The sequence below is a fragment of the Proteus vulgaris genome (assembly GCF_011045815.1).
Classification (GTDB): domain Bacteria; phylum Pseudomonadota; class Gammaproteobacteria; order Enterobacterales; family Enterobacteriaceae; genus Proteus; species Proteus vulgaris_B.
Genome location: NZ_CP047346.1, coordinates 41,677 through 63,326 on the forward strand (window position 1 = coordinate 41,677; position 21,650 = coordinate 63,326).

General features: G+C 49.9%; 23 protein-coding genes and 4 pseudogenes. 20 read left to right on the top strand and 7 right to left on the bottom strand.

Annotated features, from left to right (window positions below; translation table 11 throughout):
* Positions 1–9: 9 nt before the first annotated feature.
* From GTH24_RS21470 to GTH24_RS21480, 3 genes are all read right to left on the bottom strand, one after another.
* On the bottom strand, positions 10–1,497 hold the full coding sequence (locus GTH24_RS21470) for a SulP family inorganic anion transporter (RefSeq protein WP_024008860.1): 1,488 nt from the start codon (positions 1,495–1,497) through the stop codon (positions 10–12).
* A gap of 355 nt (positions 1,498–1,852) precedes the next feature.
* Entirely contained in the window at positions 1,853–3,079 is a 1,227-nt protein-coding gene (locus tag GTH24_RS21475) for an MFS transporter (protein WP_024008859.1), read from the bottom strand.
* A 37-nt stretch (positions 3,080–3,116) separates the two neighbouring features.
* Positions 3,117–3,308, bottom strand: a complete 192-nt coding sequence (locus GTH24_RS21480) for a DUF6363 domain-containing protein (RefSeq protein ID WP_164526965.1) — start codon at positions 3,306–3,308, stop codon at positions 3,117–3,119.
* Between GTH24_RS21480 and GTH24_RS21485 the strand changes: the two genes are divergently transcribed.
* Positions 3,294–3,971 carry an ArsR/SmtB family transcription factor gene (locus GTH24_RS21485; protein ID WP_164526966.1) on the top strand — a complete coding sequence of 226 codons (678 nt, stop codon included), beginning with the start codon at positions 3,294–3,296 and terminating at the stop codon, positions 3,969–3,971. The genes GTH24_RS21480 and GTH24_RS21485 overlap by 15 nt on opposite strands.
* Here GTH24_RS21485 and tetR(B) read toward each other — a convergent pair.
* Positions 3,949–4,572 carry a tetracycline resistance transcriptional repressor TetR(B) gene (gene tetR(B) / locus GTH24_RS21490; protein ID WP_000088605.1) on the bottom strand — a complete coding sequence of 208 codons (624 nt, stop codon included), beginning with the start codon at positions 4,570–4,572 and terminating at the stop codon, positions 3,949–3,951. The two genes, GTH24_RS21485 and tetR(B), sit on opposite strands and share 23 nt — an antisense overlap.
* Positions 4,573–4,653: 81 nt before the next feature.
* Here tetR(B) and tet(B) point away from each other — a divergent pair, with 81 nt between their 5' ends.
* Complete coding sequence (tet(B), locus tag GTH24_RS21495) at positions 4,654–5,859, top strand: tetracycline efflux MFS transporter Tet(B) (RefSeq protein ID WP_001089072.1); 1,206 nt, start codon at positions 4,654–4,656, stop codon at positions 5,857–5,859.
* 112 nt (positions 5,860–5,971) lie between these two features.
* Here the strand turns inward: tet(B) and GTH24_RS21500 are convergent.
* Positions 5,972–6,289, bottom strand: a pseudogene (locus GTH24_RS21500) (tetracyline resistance-associated transcriptional repressor TetC); the annotation flags it as partial.
* A 42-nt stretch (positions 6,290–6,331) separates the two neighbouring features.
* Between GTH24_RS21500 and GTH24_RS21505 the strand changes: the two are divergent.
* Positions 6,332–7,029, top strand: a protein-coding gene (locus GTH24_RS21505; RefSeq protein ID WP_095033700.1) for an IS1-like element IS1B family transposase whose coding sequence is annotated in 2 segments (ribosomal slippage) — positions 6,332–6,581 and positions 6,581–7,029 — 699 coding nt in all. Because the reading frame shifts where the segments join, the coding sequence is not laid out codon by codon here.
* Positions 7,030–7,135: 106 nt separating this feature from the next.
* Here GTH24_RS21505 and merR read toward each other — a convergent pair.
* Entirely contained in the window at positions 7,136–7,570 is a 435-nt protein-coding gene (merR, locus tag GTH24_RS21510) for an Hg(II)-responsive transcriptional regulator (RefSeq protein ID WP_000429836.1), read from the bottom strand.
* Positions 7,571–7,641: 71 nt separating this feature from the next.
* Here merR and GTH24_RS21515 point away from each other — a divergent pair, with 71 nt between their 5' ends.
* The 14 genes and pseudogenes from GTH24_RS21515 (at position 7,642) to tnpC (ending at position 19,434) form a co-directional block, all read left to right on the top strand.
* Complete coding sequence (locus GTH24_RS21515) at positions 7,642–7,992, top strand: mercuric transport protein MerT (protein ID WP_001294663.1); 351 nt, start codon at positions 7,642–7,644, stop codon at positions 7,990–7,992.
* A gap of 13 nt (positions 7,993–8,005) precedes the next feature.
* Positions 8,006–8,281 (top strand): mercury resistance system periplasmic binding protein MerP, encoded by a 276-nt coding sequence (merP, locus tag GTH24_RS21520; RefSeq protein WP_000732292.1) that lies wholly within the window; start codon positions 8,006–8,008, stop codon positions 8,279–8,281.
* A gap of 35 nt (positions 8,282–8,316) precedes the next feature.
* Positions 8,317–8,739, top strand: coding sequence for an organomercurial transporter MerC (gene merC, locus GTH24_RS21525; protein ID WP_001340589.1), 423 nt, complete (start codon positions 8,317–8,319; stop codon positions 8,737–8,739).
* A gap of 51 nt (positions 8,740–8,790) precedes the next feature.
* Positions 8,791–10,485: a mercury(II) reductase gene (gene merA, locus GTH24_RS21530; protein ID WP_000105636.1), complete on the top strand. Its 1,695-nt coding sequence runs from the start codon at positions 8,791–8,793 to the stop codon at positions 10,483–10,485.
* Positions 10,486–10,502: 17 nt separating this feature from the next.
* Complete coding sequence (merD, locus tag GTH24_RS21535) at positions 10,503–10,865, top strand: mercury resistance co-regulator MerD (RefSeq protein WP_001277456.1); 363 nt, start codon at positions 10,503–10,505, stop codon at positions 10,863–10,865.
* Entirely contained in the window at positions 10,862–11,098 is a 237-nt protein-coding gene (gene merE, locus GTH24_RS21540; RefSeq protein WP_000993386.1) for a broad-spectrum mercury transporter MerE, read from the top strand. Before merD ends, merE begins: the two co-directional genes overlap by 4 nt.
* Before the next feature lie 35 nt (positions 11,099–11,133).
* On the top strand, positions 11,134–11,802 hold the full coding sequence (locus tag GTH24_RS21545) for an EAL domain-containing protein (protein ID WP_001300294.1): 669 nt from the start codon (positions 11,134–11,136) through the stop codon (positions 11,800–11,802).
* A 74-nt stretch (positions 11,803–11,876) separates the two neighbouring features.
* Positions 11,877–13,127: pseudogene (locus tag GTH24_RS21550) on the top strand (transposase); the annotation flags it as partial.
* Between the two features lie 64 nt (positions 13,128–13,191).
* Complete coding sequence (locus GTH24_RS21555) at positions 13,192–13,896, top strand: IS6-like element IS26 family transposase (RefSeq protein WP_001067855.1); 705 nt, start codon at positions 13,192–13,194, stop codon at positions 13,894–13,896.
* Positions 13,897–14,345: 449 nt separating this feature from the next.
* Entirely contained in the window at positions 14,346–15,821 is a 1,476-nt protein-coding gene (gene msr(E) / locus GTH24_RS21560) for an ABC-F type ribosomal protection protein Msr(E) (protein WP_000052512.1), read from the top strand.
* 55 nt (positions 15,822–15,876) lie between these two features.
* The gene (locus tag GTH24_RS21565) at positions 15,877–16,761 is read left to right on the top strand and encodes an Mph(E) family macrolide 2'-phosphotransferase (RefSeq protein ID WP_000155092.1); all 885 of its coding nucleotides are present in this window, start codon (positions 15,877–15,879) and stop codon (positions 16,759–16,761) included.
* 308 nt (positions 16,762–17,069) lie between these two features.
* Positions 17,070–17,378: an IS66 family insertion sequence element accessory protein TnpA gene (gene tnpA / locus GTH24_RS21570; protein ID WP_126616196.1), complete on the top strand. Its 309-nt coding sequence runs from the start codon at positions 17,070–17,072 to the stop codon at positions 17,376–17,378.
* Positions 17,378–17,746 (top strand): IS66 family insertion sequence element accessory protein TnpB, encoded by a 369-nt coding sequence (gene tnpB / locus GTH24_RS21575; RefSeq protein WP_126616199.1) that lies wholly within the window; start codon positions 17,378–17,380, stop codon positions 17,744–17,746. Before tnpA ends, tnpB begins: the two co-directional genes overlap by 1 nt.
* Positions 17,747–17,814: 68 nt before the next feature.
* Positions 17,815–19,434 (top strand): IS66 family transposase, encoded by a 1,620-nt coding sequence (tnpC, locus tag GTH24_RS21580; protein WP_126616202.1) that lies wholly within the window; start codon positions 17,815–17,817, stop codon positions 19,432–19,434.
* Between the two features lie 40 nt (positions 19,435–19,474).
* Here the strand turns inward: tnpC and GTH24_RS21585 are convergent.
* Positions 19,475–19,741, bottom strand: a pseudogene (locus tag GTH24_RS21585) (recombinase family protein); the annotation flags it as partial.
* 56 nt (positions 19,742–19,797) lie between these two features.
* Between GTH24_RS21585 and GTH24_RS21590 the strand changes: the two are divergent.
* From GTH24_RS21590 to GTH24_RS21600, 3 genes and pseudogenes are all read left to right on the top strand, one after another.
* Positions 19,798–20,502, top strand: coding sequence for an IS6-like element IS26 family transposase (locus GTH24_RS21590; RefSeq protein ID WP_001067855.1), 705 nt, complete (start codon positions 19,798–19,800; stop codon positions 20,500–20,502).
* Positions 20,503–20,555: 53 nt separating this feature from the next.
* Positions 20,556–20,783 (top strand): annotated as a pseudogene (locus tag GTH24_RS21595) (Mu transposase C-terminal domain-containing protein); the annotation flags it as partial.
* 2 nt (positions 20,784–20,785) lie between these two features.
* Positions 20,786–21,646 (top strand): TniB family NTP-binding protein, encoded by an 861-nt coding sequence (locus GTH24_RS21600; protein ID WP_000344784.1) that lies wholly within the window; start codon positions 20,786–20,788, stop codon positions 21,644–21,646.
* Positions 21,647–21,650: the final 4 nt, after the last annotated feature.

Genomic DNA, 21,650 nt, shown 5'->3' on the forward strand with positions numbered 1-21,650 from the left:
ACTTTCTCCTTAGTGGCCTGCCATGAGCTTTTCGACTTCTTTAGGATCATTATGCACACCAAACTTATCAACGATGGTTTCTGTTGCTTCACTCATCCCAATAATTTCAACATCTGTTCCTTCGCGTCGGAATTTAATCACCACCTTATCAAGTGATGATACTGAAGTAATATCCCAAAAGTGAGCATGAGTGAGATCAATCACAACTTTATTCACCACCTCTTTAAAATCAAATGATTCAATAAATTGCTCTGATGATGCAAAAAAGACTTGTCCCATAACTTGATAAGTTCGGCTTGCATCTACTGGTGACTCTGTTTTTACCACCATAAAACGACCAATTTTATTGGCAAAGAATAACGTCGCTAATAACACCCCGACAAAAACACCAATTGCTAAGTTATGCGTTGCCACAACCACAACAACGGTCGTTATCATCACAATATTTGTTGATAATGGGTGCTTTTTAAGATCTCTAATTGAACTCCAAGAAAAGGTACCAATTGCTACCATAATCATTACTGCAACTAACGCTGCCATCGGGATTTGCTTAAGCCATTCATCTAGAAAAACTACCATGATGATAAGATAAATACCGGAGCTTAAGGTGGATAATCGTCCACGTCCGCCAGATTTAATATTAATAATTGACTGGCCAATCATGGCACAACCAGCCATACCGCCCATTAAGCCTGCACCAATGTTAGCAATACCTTGTCCCTTACACTCTTGATTACGATTACTTTTGGTATCCGTAAGGTCATCCACAATCGTGGCGGTCATCATTGATTCCAACAGACCAACCATAGCGAGGCCCAATGAATAAGGTAAAATAATGAATAAAGTTTCAAGATTAAGTGGAACTTCTGGCCATAAGAAAATAGGCAGCGTATCGGGAAGTTGCCCCATATCACCAACAGTTCGTATATCCATTCCAGAGACGCTTGCTACAATTGTCAAAACGATGATGCAAATCAAAGGAGATGGGATCGCTTTACCGATAGCAGGAACATATGGGAATAAATAAACAATTCCTAACCCTGCTGCTGTCATCGCGTAAACATGCCAAGTTACATTGGTTAACTCGGGCAATTGAGCCATAAAGATAAGAATTGCTAATGCATTAACAAACCCCGTCACGACAGAGCGTGATACAAAACGCATTAAGCTGCCGAGTTTTAAATATCCGGCTATGATTTGGAATACCCCTGTTAACATAGTTGCCGCTAACAAATACTCTAAACCGTGGTCTTTAACCAAAGTGACCATAAGTAACGCCATCGCACCCGTTGCAGCCGAAATCATTCCGGGGCGGCCACCCACAATAGAGATAATGAAAGTGATACAAAAAGAAGCGTAAAGACCAACTTTAGGGTCAACACCTGCAATAATAGAAAAAGCAATAGCTTCTGGGATCAGAGCTAAAGCCACAACAATACCCGCGAGCAAATCGCCACGAACATTCGAAAACCATTCAAGTTTTATTTTTTCTAACATGAAAATCCTATCATAAAAGAAAGCGACATCGATGCACACAAGATCCTATAGGCAGATTTAGCCTAAGATAATTTAGTGAACGCACTATGCTGCTTTGAAATTGTATTTAATGAAATTAATAGAATAAATGGTACTAAGGTACCTGCCGGCAAACGGCATAATAGTCACGCAAAATGGTGACAATTTTGAAGAAAGAGGTGGGTAGCCTAAGGCGGCGTAATATGCAACTTACAATCCTTTTAAAATTAATAATGTGTGAATTGTTACACGAATATCACAAAAGGTCTATATGGTAAGAACAAAAAAGAAACGGTTTTTCACTTCATCATTAGATGAATTAATCTTTAACACTCTTTTAGTCACTATGACACTGTTTATCTTTAAAGGACTGATAAGCAGGTATAAGAAGTAATAATCCGATCATAGTTAGGCCGCTAAACAAACCAAATAGAGTGGAAGCTGTCCAGCCTTTTTCAATAAATATCCCAAATATCCATGGGGCAGCTGCTGTAGAAAAGATCATCATTGAGGTCACCATAGAGCGGATTGCTCCAATATGCTGAGTCCCATAAATCTCTACCCATAATGCACTAATAACAGGACTGGAACTACCAATGCCTAGACCAAATAAGGACATAAATAGAGGTGCAGCCCAGTAATTATCCAATAACGTTAAGACTAATAAACCGGCAATTAAAGGTAATGGAAGAAATGGTAATAAAGATTTAGCTTGAAAACGATCAATCAAAGAGCCAGAGACCATAGAACTTGCCCAATGTAAAAAACCATATGCAACGAAACTACTCGCTAATAAACTTGCAGGCCATCCCTTTTGTTCCAGTAAGTAATTTTGTTGAATAAATACGGCCGTCACAATAAATGGAGCGGATAAAACGGCAGGAATAATCGACCAAAATCGCCAATCTTTCACGACATCTCTACGCCCTTGCTCTTGTGTTTTTGTGCTTTTGGGTTCCAAAGGTTTTTTCTTATCAGATGTATTCGACTTTTTTAATAAAGTTAAAGCCATTGGTAAATAAATAATCATGACTATCAATGCCAACATCAACCAACTCCACCTCCAACCAAGCAAAGCGATAGTCGTCATTAAAATTATGGGAAGCACCATTTCACCGAAGGCAACTCCGCTAGCAGAAAGGCTAAGCGCTTTCCCCCTTTGGTGAGTGTAAACTCGAAGCATGGTTGTTTGCGCGGTATGTGGAAAGAGTCCTTGTCCAGCGAGCCTCAGTCCCCAAAATGCAAAAAATAACATCCACACAGTTTGAATGTTCGCCATTAATAAACAGGAAACACAAAGTAAAAATGACACGACAATAACCACTTTATGCAAAGCCCAACGGTCAACAAGGCCGCCAACCATAAAAATGACGGCACTACTGCACAACGTGGCAATGGCATAAATGAAACCATAGTCCTCAGCAGAAATGTTAAGTGATTGTTGAATATCTGCGCCATACCAACTCAAAAAAAATGATTGGCCAATATTACCGATAAAAACAGTAATAAAGCCAAAGCTTAAAAGCGGCCATTCTTGGCTCATAAAACGAAAATAACTACTCAAAAATCACTCCAATAATCAATTGATTGGAAAACAACAATCATACGTTTTCTAGAAATAAGATACCTTTTTCCAATCCCTGTCGATACCCTAATTCTAGTTTTCCTTTAGATCGAGTAAAACGAGAAACAGGGAATGAAGGTGGGGGGGCAATCACATTAATTTTGCAATCTTTAGGAGGAGCTTGAATAAAGTCTAACGCTTGATTATACATTTCATGACGCTTAAGCATCGCAGTATAGAGTCCTCAATAGCCGCGATAGGGGCGGCTATGTCTGACATTTCACGAGTTAAAATACTCAGTGCTTTGATGGATGGGCGAGCTTGGACGGCCACTGAGCTAAGTTCTGTGGCGAATATATCAGCTTCAACGGCGAGCAGTCATTTATCTAAATTATTAGATTGCCAGCTAATCACAGTAGTAGCTCAAGGCAAGCATCGTTATTTTCGGCTAGCAGGAAAAGATATTGCTGAATTGATGGAAAGTATGATGGGGATCTCCTTAAACCATGGCGTACATGCCAAAGTTTCCACGCCAGTGCATTTACGAAAAGCACGTACTTGCTATGATCATTTAGCTGGCGAAGTTGCCGTTAAGATCTATGATTCCCTTTGTCAACAGCAATGGATCACTGAAAATGGTTCAATGATCACATTAAGTGGTATTCAATATTTTCATGAAATGGGAATTGACGTTCCTTCCAAACATTCACGTAAAATCTGTTGTGCGTGTTTAGATTGGAGTGAACGCCGTTTCCATTTAGGTGGGTACGTTGGAGCCGCATTATTTTCGCTTTATGAATCTAAAGGGTGGTTAACTCGACATCTTGGTTACCGTGAAGTTACCATCACGGAAAAAGGTTATGCTGCTTTTAAGACCCACTTTCACATTTAAGTTGTTTTTCTAATCCGCATATGATCAATTCAAGGCCGAATAAGAAGGCTGGCTCTGCACCTTGGTGATCAAATAATTCGATAGCTTGTCGTAATAATGGCGGCATACTATCAGTAGTAGGTGTTTCCCTTTCTTCTTTAGCGACTTGATGCTCTTGATCTTCCAATACGCAACCTAAAGTAAAATGCCCCACAGCGCTGAGTGCATATAATGCATTCTCTAGTGAAAAACCTTGTTGGCATAAAAAGGCTAATTGATTTTCGAGAGTTTCATACTGTTTTTCTGTAGGCCGTGTACCTAAATGTACTTTTGCTCCATCGCGATGACTTAGTAAAGCACATCTAAAACTTTTAGCGTTATTACGTAAAAAATCTTGCCAGCTTTCCCCTTCTAAAGGGCAAAAGTGAGTATGGTGCCTATCTAACATCTCAATGGCTAAGGCGTCGAGCAAAGCCCGCTTATTTTTTACATGCCAATACAATGTAGGCTGCTCTACACCTAGCTTCTGGGCGAGTTTACGGGTTGTTAAACCTTCGATTCCGACCTCATTAAGCAGCTCTAATGCGCTGTTAATCACTTTACTTTTATCTAATCTAGACATCATTAATTCCTAATTTTTGTTGACACTCTATCATTGATAGAGTTATTTTACCACTCCCTATCAGTGATAGAGAAAAGTGAAATGAATAGTTCGACAAAGATCGCATTGGTAATTACGTTACTCGATGCCATGGGGATTGGCCTTATCATGCCAGTCTTGCCAACGTTATTACGTGAATTTATTGCTTCGGAAGATATCGCTAACCACTTTGGCGTATTGCTTGCACTTTATGCGTTAATGCAGGTTATCTTTGCTCCTTGGCTTGGAAAAATGTCTGACCGATTTGGTCGGCGCCCAGTGCTGTTGTTGTCATTAATAGGCGCATCGCTGGATTACTTATTGCTGGCTTTTTCAAGTGCGCTTTGGATGCTGTATTTAGGCCGTTTGCTTTCAGGGATCACAGGAGCTACTGGGGCTGTCGCGGCATCGGTCATTGCCGATACCACCTCAGCTTCTCAACGCGTGAAGTGGTTCGGTTGGTTAGGGGCAAGTTTTGGGCTTGGTTTAATAGCGGGGCCTATTATTGGTGGTTTTGCAGGAGAGATTTCACCGCATAGTCCCTTTTTTATCGCTGCGTTGCTAAATATTGTCACTTTCCTTGTGGTTATGTTTTGGTTCCGTGAAACCAAAAATACACGTGATAATACAGATACCGAAGTAGGGGTTGAGACGCAATCGAATTCGGTATACATCACTTTATTTAAAACGATGCCCATTTTGTTGATTATTTATTTTTCAGCGCAATTGATAGGCCAAATTCCCGCAACGGTGTGGGTGCTATTTACCGAAAATCGTTTTGGATGGAATAGCATGATGGTTGGCTTTTCATTAGCGGGTCTTGGTCTTTTACACTCAGTATTCCAAGCCTTTGTGGCAGGAAGAATAGCCACTAAATGGGGCGAAAAAACGGCAGTACTGCTCGGATTTATTGCAGATAGTAGTGCATTTGCCTTTTTAGCGTTTATATCTGAAGGTTGGTTAGTTTTCCCTGTTTTAATTTTATTGGCTGGTGGTGGGATCGCTTTACCTGCATTACAGGGAGTGATGTCTATCCAAACAAAGAGTCATCAGCAAGGTGCTTTACAGGGATTATTGGTGAGCCTTACCAATGCAACCGGTGTTATTGGCCCATTACTGTTTGCTGTTATTTATAATCATTCACTACCAATTTGGGATGGCTGGATTTGGATTATTGGTTTAGCGTTTTACTGTATTATTATCCTGCTATCGATGACCTTCATGTTAACCCCTCAAGCTCAGGGGAGTAAACAGGAGACAAGTGCTTAGTTATTTCGTCACCAAATGATGTTATTCCGCGAAATATAATGACCCTCTTGATAACCCAAGAGGGCATTTTTTACGATAAAGAAGATTTAGCTTCAAATAAAACCTATCTATTTTATTTATCTTTCAAGCTCAATAAAAAGCCGCGGTAAATAGCAATAAATTGGCCTTTTTTATCGGCAAGCTCTTTTAGGTTTTTCGCATGTATTGCGATATGCATAAACCAGCCATTGAGTAAGTTTTTAAGCACATCATCATCATAAGCTTTAAGTTGGTTCTCTTGGATCAATTTGCTGACAATGGCGTTTACCTTACCAGTAATGTATTCAAGGCTAATTTTTTCAAGTTCATTCCAACCAATGATAGGCATCACTTCTTGGATAGGGATAAGGTTTTTATTATTATCAATAATATAATCAAGGTGATGCTGCCAACTTACTGATTTAGTGTATGATGGTGTTTTTGAGGTGCTCCAGTGGCTTCTGTTTCTATCAGCTGTCCCTCCTGTTCAGCTACTGACGGGGTGGTGCGTAACGGCAAAAGCACCGCCGGACATCAGCGCTATCTCTGCTCTCACTGCCGTAAAACATGGCAACTGCAGTTCACTTACACCGCTTCTCAACCCGGTACGCACCAGAAAATCATTGATATGGCCATGAATGGCGTTGGATGCCGGGCAACCGCCCGCATTATGGGCGTTGGCCTCAACACGATTTTCCGCCATTTAAAAAACTCAGGCCGCAGTCGGTAACCTCGCGCATACAGCCGGGCAGTGACGTCATCGTCTGCGCGGAAATGGACGAACAGTGGGGATACGTCGGGGCTAAATCGCGCCAGCGCTGGCTGTTTTACGCGTATGACAGGCTCCGGAAGACGGTTGTTGCGCACGTATTCGGTGAACGCACTATGGCGACGCTGGGGCGTCTTATGAGCCTGCTGTCACCCTTTGACGTGGTGATATGGATGACGGATGGCTGGCCGCTGTATGAATCCCGCCTGAAGGGAAAGCTGCACGTAATCAGCAAGCGATATACGCAGCGAATTGAGCGGCATAACCTGAATCTGAGGCAGCACCTGGCACGGCTGGGACGGAAGTCGCTGTCGTTCTCAAAATCGGTGGAGCTGCATGACAAAGTCATCGGGCATTATCTGAACATAAAACACTATCAATAAGTTGGAGTCATTACCCCCCGGACGAGTGGGAATCCATGGTAGGGATTTTTACCGAAATGGAAGAACACTATTAGGGGGCACCTCAGAAAACGGAAAATAAAGCACGCTAAGGCATAGCTGACCTTGCCAGGCCTGCTTCGCCCTGTAGTGACGCGATCAACGGGCAGGAAACATTCCCCTTTCGTGCATGGCAGGCGCACACGAGTTCAGACAGCACGGTTTCCATGCGCGCCAAGTCGGCCATCTTCTCGCGCACGTCCTTGAGCTTGTGTTCGGCCAGGCTGCTGGCCTCCTCGCAGTGGGTGCCATCGTCGAGCCGCAACAGCTCGGCAATCTCGTCCAGACTGAACCCCAGCCGCTGTGCCGATTTCACGAATTTCACCCGAACCACGTCCGCCTCCCCATAGCGGCGGATGCTGCCGTAAGGCTTGTCCGGTTCCCGCAACAGGCCCTTGCGCTGATAGAAGCGGATTGTCTCCACGTTGACCCCGGCCGCCTTGGCAAAAACGCCAATGGTCAGGTTTTCCAAATTATTTTCCATATCGCTTGACTCCGTACATGAGTACGGAAGTAAGGTTACGCTATCCAATCCAAATTCAAAAGGGCCAACGTATGTCTGAACCACAAAACGGGCGCGGTGCGCTCTTCGCCGGCGGGCTGGCCGCCATTCTTGCATCGACCTGCTGCCTGGGGCCGCTAGTACTGGTCGCCCTGGGCTTCTCCGGTGCTTGGATCGGCAACCTGACGGTGCTGGAACCCTATCGACCGTTGTTCATCGGCGCGGCGCTAGTGGCGCTGTTCTTCGCCTGGAAGCGGATTTACCGGCCCGTGCAGGCATGCAAGCCAGGTGAGGTCTGCGCGATTCCGCAGGTGCGCGCCACCTACAAGCTGATTTTCTGGATCGTGGCCGTGCTGGTCCTGGTCGCGCTTGGATTTCCCTATGTCGTTCCATTTTTCTATTAACCAGGAGTTCATCATGAAGAAACTGTTTGCCTCCCTTGCCCTCGCCGCCGCTGTTGCCCCGGTGTGGGCCGCTACCCAGACCGTCACGCTAGCGGTTCCCGGCATGACTTGCGCCGCCTGCCCGATCACAGTCAAGAAAGCGCTCTCCAAGGTCGAAGGCGTGAGCAAGGTCGATGTGGGCTTCGAGAAGCGCGAGGCCGTCGTCACTTTTGACGACACCAAGGCCAGCGTACAGAAGCTGACCAAGGCCACCGCAGACGCCGGCTATCCGTCCAGCGTCAAGCAGTGAGCCAGCAAGCCAACGACAACAGCGAGAGCCGCTTCATGGGACTGATGACACGCATTGCCGATAAAACCGGCGCGCTCGGCAGCGTCGTTTCCGCGATGGGCTGCGCCGCCTGCTTTCCAGCCCTCGCCAGCTTCGGCGCGGCCATCGGGCTGGGCTTCTTGAGCCAGTACGAGGGACTGTTCATCAGCCGCCTGCTGCCGCTGTTTGCCGCGCTGGCCTTCCTGGCGAACGCGCTGGGTTGGTTCAGTCATCGGCAATGGCTGCGCAGTCTGCTCGGCATGATCGGCCCGGCCATCGTGTTTGCGGCCACGGTCTGGCTGCTCGGCAACTGGTGGACGGCGAACCTGATGTACGTCGGCCTGGCCTTGATGATTGGGGTGTCGATCTGGGACTTCGTGTCGCCGGCGCATCGCCGTTGCGGACCGGACGGCTGCGAACTCCCCGCCAAGCGCTTGTGAAAGACGGCTGACCGTGCGACACGGCGGCCCACACGAATAAGGAACGATGGTATGAGCACTCTCAAAATCACCGGCATGACTTGCGACTCGTGCGCAGTGCATGTCAAGGACGCCCTGGAGAAAGTGCCCGGCGTGCAATCAGCGGATGTCTCCTACGCCAAGGGCAGCGCCAAGCTCGCCATTGAGGTCGGCACGTCACCCGACGCGCTGACGGCCGCTGTAGCTGGACTCGGTTATCGGGCCACGCTGGCCGATGCCCCCTCAGTTTCGACGCCGGGCGGATTGCTCGACAAGATGCGCGATCTGCTGGGCAGAAACGACAAGACGGGTAGCAGCGGCGCATTGCATATCGCCGTCATCGGCAGCGGCGGGGCCGCGATGGCAGCGGCGCTGAAGGCCGTCGAGCAAGGCGCACGTGTCACGCTGATCGAGCGCGGCACCATCGGCGGCACCTGCGTCAATGTCGGTTGTGTGCCGTCCAAGATCATGATCCGCGCCGCCCATATCGCCCATCTGCGCCGGGAAAGCCCGTTCGATGGCGGCATCGCCGCTACCACGCCGACCATCCAGCGCACGGCGCTGCTGGCCCAGCAGCAGGCCCGCGTCGATGAACTGCGCCACGCCAAGTACGAAGGCATCTTGGAGGGCAATCCGGCGATCACTGTGCTGCACGGCTCCGCCCGCTTTAAGGACAATCGCAACCTGATCGTGCAACTCAACGACGGCGGCGAGCGCGTGGTGGCATTCGACCGCTGCCTGATCGCCACCGGCGCGAGCCCGGCCGTGCCGCCGATTCCCGGCCTGAAAGACACTCCGTACTGGACTTCCACTGAAGCGCTGGTCAGCGAGACGATTCCTAAGCGCCTGGCCGTGATTGGCTCATCAGTGGTGGCGCTGGAGCTGGCGCAGGCGTTCGCCCGACTCGGAGCGAAGGTGACGATCCTGGCTCGCAGCACGCTGTTCTTCCGCGAAGACCCAGCTATAGGCGAAGCCGTCACGGCCGCATTCCGCATGGAGGGCATCGAGGTGAGGGAACACACCCAGGCCAGCCAGGTCGCGTATATCAATGGTGAAGGGGACGGCGAATTCGTGCTCACCACGGCGCACGGCGAACTGCGCGCCGACAAGCTGCTGGTCGCCACCGGCCGCGCGCCCAACACACGCAAGCTGGCACTGGATGCGACGGGCGTCACGCTCACCCCGCAAGGCGCTATCGTCATCGACCCCGGCATGCGTACAAGCGTGGAACACATCTACGCCGCAGGCGACTGCACCGACCAGCCGCAGTTCGTCTATGTGGCGGCAGCGGCCGGCACTCGCGCCGCGATCAACATGACCGGCGGTGACGCGGCCCTGAACCTGACCGCGATGCCGGCCGTGGTGTTCACCGACCCGCAAGTGGCGACCGTAGGCTACAGCGAGGCGGAAGCGCACCATGACGGCATCAAAACTGATAGTCGCACGCTAACGCTGGACAACGTGCCGCGCGCGCTCGCCAACTTCGACACGCGCGGCTTCATCAAACTGGTGGTTGAAGAAGGCAGCGGACGACTGATCGGCGTGCAGGCAGTGGCCCCGGAAGCGGGCGAACTGATCCAGACGGCCGCACTGGCGATTCGCAACCGGATGACGGTGCAGGAACTGGCCGACCAGTTGTTCCCCTACCTGACGATGGTCGAAGGGTTGAAGCTCGCGGCGCAGACCTTCAACAAGGATGTGAAGCAGCTTTCCTGCTGCGCCGGGTGAGGACAAGGAGGTGTGCGATGAGCGCCTACACGGTATCGCAACTGGCCCATAACGCTGGGGTGAGCGTACATATCGTGCGCGACTACCTGGTGCGCGGCTTGTTACGGCCGGTGGCCTGCACCACGGGCGGCTACGGCGTGTTCGACGATGCGGCCTTGCAACGGCTGTGCTTCGTGCGCGCGGCCTTCGAGGCGGGTATCGGCCTGGATGCCCTGGCGCGGCTGTGCCGTGCGCTCGACGCAGCGGACGGCGCACAAGCCGCAGCGCAGCTTGCCGTGCTGCGCCAGTTGGTCGAGCGGCGGCGCGCGGCGTTGGCCCATCTGGACGCGCAACTGGCCTCCATGCCAGCCGAGCGGGCGCACGAGGAGGCATTGCCGTGAACGCCCCTGACAAACTGCCGCCCGAGACGCGCCAACCCGTTTCCGGCTACCTGTGGGGTGCGCTGGCCGTGTTGACCTGCCCCTGCCATCTGCCGATTCTCGCCGCCGTGCTGGCCGGGACGACCGCCGGTGCCTTCCTTGGCGAGCATTGGGGTGTTGCCGCGCTCGCGCTGACCGGCTTGTTCGTTCTGGCCGTAACGCGGCTGCTGCGCGCCTTCCGGGGCGGATCATGACGAGTTCGCAGCCCGCCGGATGGACGGCGGCCGAGTTGGCGCAGGCGGCGGCGCGCGGACAGCTTGACCTGCATTACCAGCCGCTGGTCGATCTGCGCGATCACCGGATCGCTGGCGCGGAAGCGTTGATGCGCTGGCGGCATCCGAGGCTTGGCCTGTTGCCGCCCGGCCAGTTCCTGCCGCTGGCCGAGTCGTTCGGCCTGATGCCGGAAATAGGCGCGTGGGTGCTGGGCGAGGCCTGTCGCCAGATGCACAAGTGGCAAGGACCGGCATGGCAACCGTTCCGTCTTGCCATCAATGTGTCCGCCAGCCAGGTTGGGCCAACGTTCGACGACGAGGTAAAGCGGGTGCTGGCCGATATGGCCCTGCCCGCCGAGCTTCTGGAGATCGAACTGACCGAATCGGTCGCATTCGGCAATCCAGCCCTGTTCGCCAGTTTCGACGCCTTGCGCGCCATCGGCGTGCGCTTCGCCGCCGACGACTTCGGCACCGGCTATTCCTGCCTGCAACATCTGAAATGCTGCCCCATCACCACATTGAAAATCGACCAATCCTTTGTCGCTAGGCTCCCGGATGATGCCCGTGACCAAACTATCGTGCGGGCGGTGATCCAGCTCGCGCACGGGCTGGGCATGGATGTCATTTTCAGAAGACGACTGCACCAGTTGATTGGGCGTAATGGCTGTTGTGCAGCCAGCTCCTGACAGTTCAATATCAGAAGTGATCTGCACCAATCTCGACTATGCTCAATACTCGTGTGCACCAAAGCGAGGTGAGCATGGCGACGGACACCCCACGGATTCCAGAACAAGGCGTGGCCACTCTGCCTGATGAGGCTTGGGAGCGTGCGCGCCGTCGTGCGGAGATCATCAGTCCGTTGGCGCAGTCGGAGACGGTCGGGCACGAAGCGGCCGATATGGCGGCTCAGGCGCTGGGCTTGTCTCGGCGCCAGGTATACGTTCTGATCCGGCGTGCCCGGCAAGGCAGCGGCCTCGTGACGGATCTGGTGCCCGGCCAGTCCGGTGGAGGTAAAGGTAAGGGGCGCTTGCCGGAACCGGTCGAGCGCGTCATCCACGAGCTACTGCAAAAGCGGTTCCTGACCAAGCAGAAGCGCAGCCTAGCGGCCTTTCACCGCGAAGTCACTCAGGTGTGCAAGGCTCAAAAACTGCGAGTGCCGGCGCGCAATACCGTGGCCTTACGGATCGCTAGCCTTGACCCGCGCAAGGTCATCCGCCGGCGGGAAGGCCAGGATGCCGCTCGTGACCTACAAGGTGTGGGCGGCGAGCCTCCTGCCGTGACCGCGCCGCTGGAGCAGGTGCAGATAGACCATACGGTCATCGACCTGATCGTGGTCGATGACCGCGACCGGCAACCTATTGGCCGCCCGTACCTGACCCTCGCCATCGACGTGTTCACCCGCTGCGTGCTCGGCATGGTCGTCACGCTGGAAGCGCCGTCTGCCGTTTCGGTTGGCCTGTGCCTCGTGCATGTCGCCTGCGACAAGCGCCCTTGGCTGGAAGGACTGAACGTGGAAATGGATTGGCAGATGAGCGGCAAGCCCTTACTGCTCTACCTAGACAACGCGGCCGAGTTCAAGAGCGAGGCCCTGCGCCGGGGTTGCGAGCAGCATGGCATCCGGCTGGACTATCGCCCGCTGGGACAGCCGCACTATGGCGGCATCGTGGAACGGATCATCGGCACGGCGATGCAGATGATTCACGACGAACTGCCGGGAACGACCTTCTCCAACCCTGACCAGCGCGGCGACTACGATTCCGAAAACAAGGCCGCCCTGACGCTGCGCGAGCTAGAGCGCTGGCTCACATTGGCGGTCGGCACCTACCACGGTTCGGTGCACAACGGCCTGCTCCAACCGCCGGCCGCGCGCTGGGCCGAGGCCGTGGCGCGTGTCGGCGTACCGGCCGTCGTCACACGCGCTACTTCGTTCCTGGTCGATTTTCTGCCGATCCTCCGGCGCACGCTGACCCGCACCGGCTTTGTCATCGACCACATCCACTACTACGCCGATGGGCACTGTTGCAAATAGTCGGTGGTGATAAACTTATCATCCCCTTTTGCTGATGGAGCTGCACATGAACCCATTCAAAGGCCGGCATTTTCAGCGTGACATCATTCTGTGGGCCGTACGCTGGTACTGCAAATACGGCATCAGTTACCGTGAGCTGCAGGAGATGCTGGCTGAACGCGGAGTGAATGTCGATCACTCCACGATTTACCGCTGGGTTCAGCGTTATGCGCCTGAAATGGAAAAACGGCTGCGCTGGTACTGGCGTAACCCTTCCGATCTTTGCCCGTGGCACATGGATGAAACCTACGTGAAGGTCAATGGCCGCTGGGCGTATCTGTACCGGGCCGTCGACAGCCGGGGCCGCACTGTCGATTTTTATCTCTCCTCCCGTCGTAACAGCAAAGCTGCATACCGGTTTCTGGGTAAAATCCTCAACAACGTGAAGAAGTGGCAGATCCCGCGATTCATCAACACGGATAAAGCGCCCGCCTATGGTCGCGCGCTTGCTCTGCTCAAACGCGAAGGCCGGTGCCCGTCTGACGTTGAACACCGACAGATTAAGTACCGGAACAACGTGATTGAATGCGATCATGGCAAACTGAAACGGATAATCGGCGCCACGCTGGGATTTAAATCCATGAAGACGGCTTACGCCACCATCAAAGGTATTGAGGTGATGCGTGCACTACGCAAAGGCCAGGCCTCAGCATTTTATTATGGTGATCCCCTGGGCGAAATGCGCCTGGTAAGCAGAGTTTTTGAAATGTAAGGCCTTTGAATAAGACAAAAGGCTGCCTCATCGCTAACTTTGCAACAGTGCCTAAAATAAGCCTTATATCCAAGCATAAAACAAGGTTGTCTAGACTTCTTTTAACAGTAAAGTTATCATAAAACTGAATTTTATTTTTTAGGTAAGTTTATGCATTCTATCCGCATTCGTTAAGACACAACTATTTGCATAGTGACACTATTTTATAATGGTGGGCTTTTGTTGTGTCTTTAAGAATATATGCGGATATATAAAGTAAAAGTATGCTTAATTTATAAGTATGCTTTTAGTGCATAGTTTCCAGTTATAACTTAATTGACTAGCTATTTGTCCACCCTGTGGATGAATAGCTTTTTTTTTGGGAGGACACTGTGATGCTAGCTTTTGTTTTCACCTAAATCCTGTTTGCTGCATAAAAAATTTCAAGAGCTAAACAGGAGTAAATAAAAATGAGTTTAATTATTAAAGCGAGAAACATACGCTTGGATTATGCTGGGCGTGATGTTTTGGATATTGATGAATTGGAAATTCACTCTTATGACCGTATTGGTCTTGTGGGTGATAACGGAGCAGGAAAGAGTAGTTTACTCAAAGTACTTAATGGCGAAATTGTTTTAGCCGAAGCGACATTACAGCGTTTTGGTGATTTTGCACATATCAGCCAACTGGGCGGAATCGAAATAGAAACGGTCGAAGACCGGGCAATGTTATCTCGCCTTGGTGTTTCCAATGTACAAAACGACACAATGAGTGGCGGAGAGGAAACTCGTGCAAAAATTGCTGCCGCATTTTCCCAACAAGTACATGGCATTCTAGCGGATGAACCAACCAGCCACCTTGATCTCAATGGAATAGATCTACTTATTGGTCAACTTAAAGCATTTGATGGAGCATTACTTGTTATCAGTCATGACCGATATTTTCTTGATATGGTTGTAGACAAGATATGGGAGTTAAAAGACGGTAAAATTACGGAATATTGGGGTGGTTACTCGGATTACTTGCGTCAAAAAGAAGAAGAGCGACAACACCAAGCCGTAGAATATGAGCTGATGATGAAGGAACGGGAGCGATTAGAATCTGCTGTGCAAGAAAAACGCCAGCAAGCTAATCGATTAGACAATAAGAAAAAAGGAGAAAAATCCAAAAACTCTACCGAAAGTGCTGGACGACTTGGGCATGCAAAAATGACTGGCACCAAGCAAAGAAAACTGTATCAGGCAGCTAAGAGTATGGAAAAGCGTTTGGCTGCATTAGAAGATATTCAAGCACCAGAGCATTTGCGTTCTATTCGTTTTCGTCAAAGTTCAGCCCTAGAACTGCACAATAAGTTCCCGATTACGGCAGATGGTCTGAGCTTAAAATTTGGTAGCCGTACTATCTTTGATGACGCTAACTTTATAATACCGCTTGGCGCTAAAGTCGCTATAACTGGATCGAATGGAACAGGGAAAACGTCCTTGTTAAAAATGATATCAGAACGTGCTGATGGATTAACCATATCTCCAAAAGCTGAAATTGGCTACTTTACACAAACAGGATATAAATTTAACACGCATAAATCTGTGCTCTCCTTTATGCAGGAAGAGTGCGAGTACACAGTTGCGGAAATTCGTGCAGTATTGGCTTCAATGGGGATCGGAGCGAATGATATTCAAAAAAACTTATCCGACTTATCGGGAGGTGAAATCATCAAACTGCTTTTATCCAAAATGCTTTTAGGAAAATATAATATTTTGCTTATGGATGAACCAGGAAACTATCTTGACCTAAAAAGTATTGCCGCATTAGAAACAATGATGAAGTCCTATGCAGGAACTATTATCTTCGTATCTCATGACAAGCAATTGGTCGATAATATTGCTGACATTATCTACGAGATCAAAGACCACAAAATCATCAAGACTTTTGAGAGAGATTGTTAATGATAGCCAATCTAATCCGAACATTAATTATTGAACTCTTTAAAGGAAATTAAAAATGACAATTCAAGATATTCAATCACTTGCTGAAGCACACGGCTTGTTGCTTACGGACAAAATGAATTTCAATGAAATGGGCATTGATTTTAAGGTCGTTTTTGCTCTTGATACAAAGGGGCAACAATGGTTGCTGCGTATTCCTCGTCGTGATGGCATGAGGGAACAAATCAAGAAAGAAAAACGCATTTTAGAATTGGTAAAAAAACATCTTTCTGTAGAGGTTCCTGATTGGAGAATTTCATCTACAGAATTAGTGGCTTATCCCATACTTAAAGATAATCCTGTTTTAAATTTGGATGCTGAAACCTATGAAATAATTTGGAATATGGACAAAGATAGCCCGAAATACATAACATCTTTGGCAAAAACCTTATTTGAAATCCATAGTATTCCTGAAAAAGAAGTTCGGGAAAATGATTTGAAAATTATGAAACCTTCAGATTTAAGACCTGAAATAGCAAACAATTTGCAGTTAGTAAAATCTGAAATTGGTATAAGTGAGCAATTGGAAACCCGCTACAGAAAATGGTTGGATAATGATGTTCTATGGGCAGATTTCACCCAATTTATACATGGCGATTTATATGCTGGGCATGTACTAGCTTCAAAGGATGGAGCTGTTTCAGGCGTTATTGATTGGTCAACAGCCCATATAGATGACCCAGCGATTGATTTTGCTGGGCATGTAACTTTGTTTGGAGAAGAAAGCCTCAAAACTCTAATCATCGAGTATGAAAAACTAGGGGGTAAAGTTTGGAATAAACTATATGAACAGACTTTAGAAAGAGCAGCGGCCTCTCCTTTGATGTATGGTTTATTTGCCTTAGAAACTCAAAATGAAAGCCTTATCGTTGGAGCAAAAGCTCAGTTGGGAGTTATATAATTTAAAAATATGATTGCTGAGAACTGCCTTGTTTTGAAACTTGGTTGGCTTTAATTAGTTTTTAGTATTCTTTATAGAAAATGCCTCGATCAAGGGGCATTTCTAACAATCATTTAACATAAAATTTCTTATGTGAAGTAACCTGAATGCAGCGGTGCCCCATTGGGGGCGCGTTGAGATAAGCCTCTTTTAGATAACTTTAGCAACTCGATAGACAGTTGCAACGTAAGCGCCCTTAAATCAGCATCTTTTAACCCAGCCTATACAGCTTCACACTAATACCTGTCTTTTTGAAAGGGGTATTGGTGATGACTTTACAGGAACGCCAGCAGTTCTGGCAGCAACACATTGGTGCCTGGCAAGCATCTGATTCATCCGGTGCGGCTTTTTGCAAGCAGCATGATTTGAATTACGCGCAGTTTAATTATTGGCGTAAAAAGCTCCAGGTAAATGAGGTTGTTGAAAAACCTGCAGGCTTTGCTCAAGTGACACAGTTAGCTGCTTCGCACAACCGCCTTCATGATGAGCTGGGCGTTCATTTACCCAGTGGCATAAGCTTTTCAGGGGTCAATGCAGGCAATTTGGATCTCGTCTTGGCACTGCTGAGGCAGCTGTAGTGAAAGTGCGCTATTTGCGGCCAGCCAAACAGATGCCAGAAATTTATCTGTACCGTGCGCCGGTGGATTTTAGGAAACAAACCAACGGTTTAGCGTTGCTGGTGGAACAAGAGCTGGGCCACAATCCGTTCAGCGGTGCGCTGTATGCCTTCACCAATCGCCAGCGCAACAAAATCAAATGCGTGATGTGGGAAGACAACGGTTTCGTCATGTATTACAAAGCGCTGGCCGAAGAGAAATTTAAGTGGCCCAAGCCTGCTGACGAGTTGCTGGCCTTAACAGGTGAGCAAATAAACTGGCTGTTAGATGGCTATGATATTAGTCTATTTAAGGGCCATAAAAAACTACAATACGACAGTCTTGGATAGCTTGATTTTATTGGGTTTTATCTGCTTTTACGGCTGTCTTTCAGAGTCGTTTTTGCTATAATTTGGGTATGAAGAAACAGCCTAAACTCCCCATTAAAACATCTGATTTAAGCAGTCTAAGTGCTGCTGAATTACGTTTGATGGTGGCTCAATTTCAAGCGGTTGTAGAAGAACAAAATGCCAGTTTGTTAGAGCATAAAAGCGAGCTCAAAGCAGCCCATCGTCGTATCGAACTACTGGAAGAAATGAACCGCCTGCTGAAAACGCAGAAGTTCAGTGCCAGCAGCGAAAAATCCAAGTTCCAGTTAAACCTCTTTGATGAAACTGAGCTTGAGGCTCAGCTTGATGAGCTGTTCGATACCTTGCCTGAAGCGTCTGATGAAAACGCAGAGCTGACTCAAGCACGTAAAGCTCGCCAAACACGTCAGCGTGGTTTCTCTGCAAATCTAGTACGTGAGCGCATCGAGCACACGCTAACTGAGTTAGAAAAAACCGGTGCCGACACAACCTTCTTCACCAAAGTAAAAGAAGAGCTACATTACATTCCGGCACAGCTGAAAGTGTTGGAGCATTGGCAAGAAAAAGCCGTTTTCACCTCCAAAGAAAGCATGCCAGAAGAACAGATGATTGCGGCGCAGCGCCCAGTACATCCTTTTGGTAAGTGCTCGGTGACCACTTCGCTGATTGCGCACGTAATTGTAGATAAATATCTGTATGGCATGCCGTTGTATCGCCAAGAAGGCAAGTTTAAAAACTTAGGCCACTTGATTCAGCGCAATAACATGGCGCAATGGTGCATGTGCTTTGCTGATGCAGCTAAACCTCTGCTACAGTTGATGCGCGAGGTGCAAAACAGCGGCAGCTATCTGCAAGCTGATGAAACCCGTCTGCAAGTGCTGAAAGAAGACGGAGAAACAGCACAGTCAGATAAATGGATGTGGGTGATCCGCGGCGGGCCGCCTAGCCAGCTTAGCGTACTCTTTGAATACGATCCTTCGCGTGCAGGCAGTGTGGCTGTGCGCCTGCTCGATGATTTTAAGGGTGTGCTGCAAGCCGATGGTTTTTCTGGCTATAGCGCAGTCTGCAAAGCCAACTCGATTACGCGCATTGGCTGCTGGGATCATGCTCGGCGTAAGTTTGTTGAAGCCGATAAAAGCGCTGATTCTAAAGCTAAAGCCAAGCAAGGCACAGTGAGTAAAGCTGATGTAGCGCTGGGCTATATCCGTAAACTCTATCGCGTAGAAAGCAACATCGCGGACAAAACCGACGAAGAGCGTTTAAAGGCGCGCCAAGAAATCAGCGTGCCGGTACTGAATGAGTTTAAGCTGTGGCTTGAGAAAAACGCTGCAAAAATCATGAAAGGCGGCGCTCTGAGAAAAGCCATCGACTACACCTTAAATCAATGGGAATACCTGATTGGCTATTGTGAGCGCGGCGACCTGATGATCAGCAATATCATGGCCGAAAACGCCATTCGTCCCTTCGCTATTGGCCGTAAAAATTGGCTATTCGCCGACACACGCAAAGGCGCCGAAGCCAGCGCCGCATGTTACTCATTAATCGAAACCGCCAAAGCCAACAACCTGGATCCGCAAGCCTACATTAAACATATTCTTGACCATGTTGCGACTGCTGACACCCTCGAGAAACTCGAAGCGCTACTGCCCTGGAATGTGAAACTGGGTTAGGCTGAGTAATCGTTTTGCAAGGGTGCTGATTTAAGGGCGCTTACGTTGCAACTCCACAATTCACTGCTTTGGCAATTTCTTCCTTAGTCATATTGCCAACTACTAGCAATTCTTTTATTCGTTTATGTTTAGCCTCATTTGCCTTCTTGCCTGTTGGTTTGTAACCCGAACGTGCCAGGCCCTGCTTAATACGTTCTATACGTTTCTCATTGTCTAGGCGGGCCATTGTTGCCAGAAGATCAATCAACATATTGTTGATGAGTTCCAAGATTGAATGAGTAATGCTGTCACTGGTTTGAAGGCACTGTTGCAAATAGTCGGTGGTGATAAACTTATCATCCCCTTTTGCTGATGGAGCTGCACATGAACCCATTCAAAGGCCGGCATTTTCAGCGTGACATCATTCTGTGGGCCGTACGCTGGTACTGCAAATACGGCATCAGTTACCGTGAGCTGCAGGAGATGCTGGCTGAACGCGGAGTGAATGTCGATCACTCCACGATTTACCGCTGGGTTCAGCGTTATGCGCCTGAAATGGAAAAACGGCTGCGCTGGTACTGGCGTAACCCTTCCGATCTTTGCCCGTGGCACATGGATGAAACCTACGTGAAGGTCAATGGCCGCTGGGCGTATCTGTACCGGGCCGTCGACAGCCGGGGCCGCACTGTCGATTTTTATCTCTCCTCCCGTCGTAACAGCAAAGCTGCATACCGGTTTCTGGGTAAAATCCTCAACAACGTGAAGAAGTGGCAGATCCCGCGATTCATCAACACGGATAAAGCGCCCGCCTATGGTCGCGCGCTTGCTCTGCTCAAACGCGAAGGCCGGTGCCCGTCTGACGTTGAACACCGACAGATTAAGTACCGGAACAACGTGATTGAATGCGATCATGGCAAACTGAAACGGATAATCGGCGCCACGCTGGGATTTAAATCCATGAAGACGGCTTACGCCACCATCAAAGGTATTGAGGTGATGCGTGCACTACGCAAAGGCCAGGCCTCAGCATTTTATTATGGTGATCCCCTGGGCGAAATGCGCCTGGTAAGCAGAGTTTTTGAAATGTAAGGCCTTTGAATAAGACAAAAGGCTGCCTCATCACTAACTTTGCAACAGTGCCCGAACAGGTGGATGAGTCGGCGCTGTTCCGCATGATCGGCCAGATGCGTGAGATTGTGACCAGCGCGCAGAAGGCCACACGCAAGGCGCGGCGTGACGCGGATCGCCGCCAGCACCTCAAGACATCAGCTCGGCCGGACAAGCCCGTTCCGCCGGATACGGATATTGCCGACCCGCAGGCAGACAACTTGCCACCCGCCAAACCGTTCGACCAGATTGAGGAGTGGTAGCCGTGGACGAATATCCCATCATCGACCTGTCCCACCTGCTGCCGGCGGCCCAGGGCTTGGCCCGTCTTCCGGCGGACGAGCGCATCCAGCGCCTTCGCGCCGACCGCTGGATCGGCTATCCGCGCGCAGTCGAGGCGCTGAACCGGCTGGAAGCCCTTTATGCGTGGCCAAACAAGCAACGCATGCCCAACCTGCTGCTGGTTGGCCCGACCAACAATGGCAAGTCGATGATCGTCGAGAAGTTCCGCCGCACCCACCCGGCCAGCTCCGACGCCGACCAGGAGCACATCCCGGTGTTGGTCGTGCAGATGCCGTCCGAGCCGTCCGTGATCCGCTTCTACGTCGCGCTGCTCGCCGCGATGGGCGCGCCGCTGCGCCCACGCCCACGGTTGCCGGAAATGGAGCAACTGGCTCTGGCACTGCTGCGCAAGGTCGGCGTGCGCATGCTGGTGATCGACGAGCTGCACAACGTGCTGGCCGGCAACAGCGTCAACCGCCGGGAATTCCTCAACCTGCTGCGCTTCCTCGGCAACGAACTGCGCATCCCGTTGGTTGGGGTAGGCACGCGCGACGCCTACCTAGCCATCCGCTCCGATGACCAGTTGGAAAATCGCTTCGAGCCGATGATGCTGCCGGTATGGGAGGCCAACGACGATTGCTGCTCACTGCTGGCCAGCTTCGCCGCTTCGCTCCCGCTGCGCCGGCCTTCCCCAATTGCCACGCTGGACATGGCTCGCTACCTGCTCACACGCAGCGAGGGCACCATAGGGGAACTGGCGCACTTGCTGATGGCGGCGGCCATCGTCGCCGTGGAGAGCGGCGAGGAAGCGATCAACCATCGCACACTCAGCATGGCCTGTTGAGTTG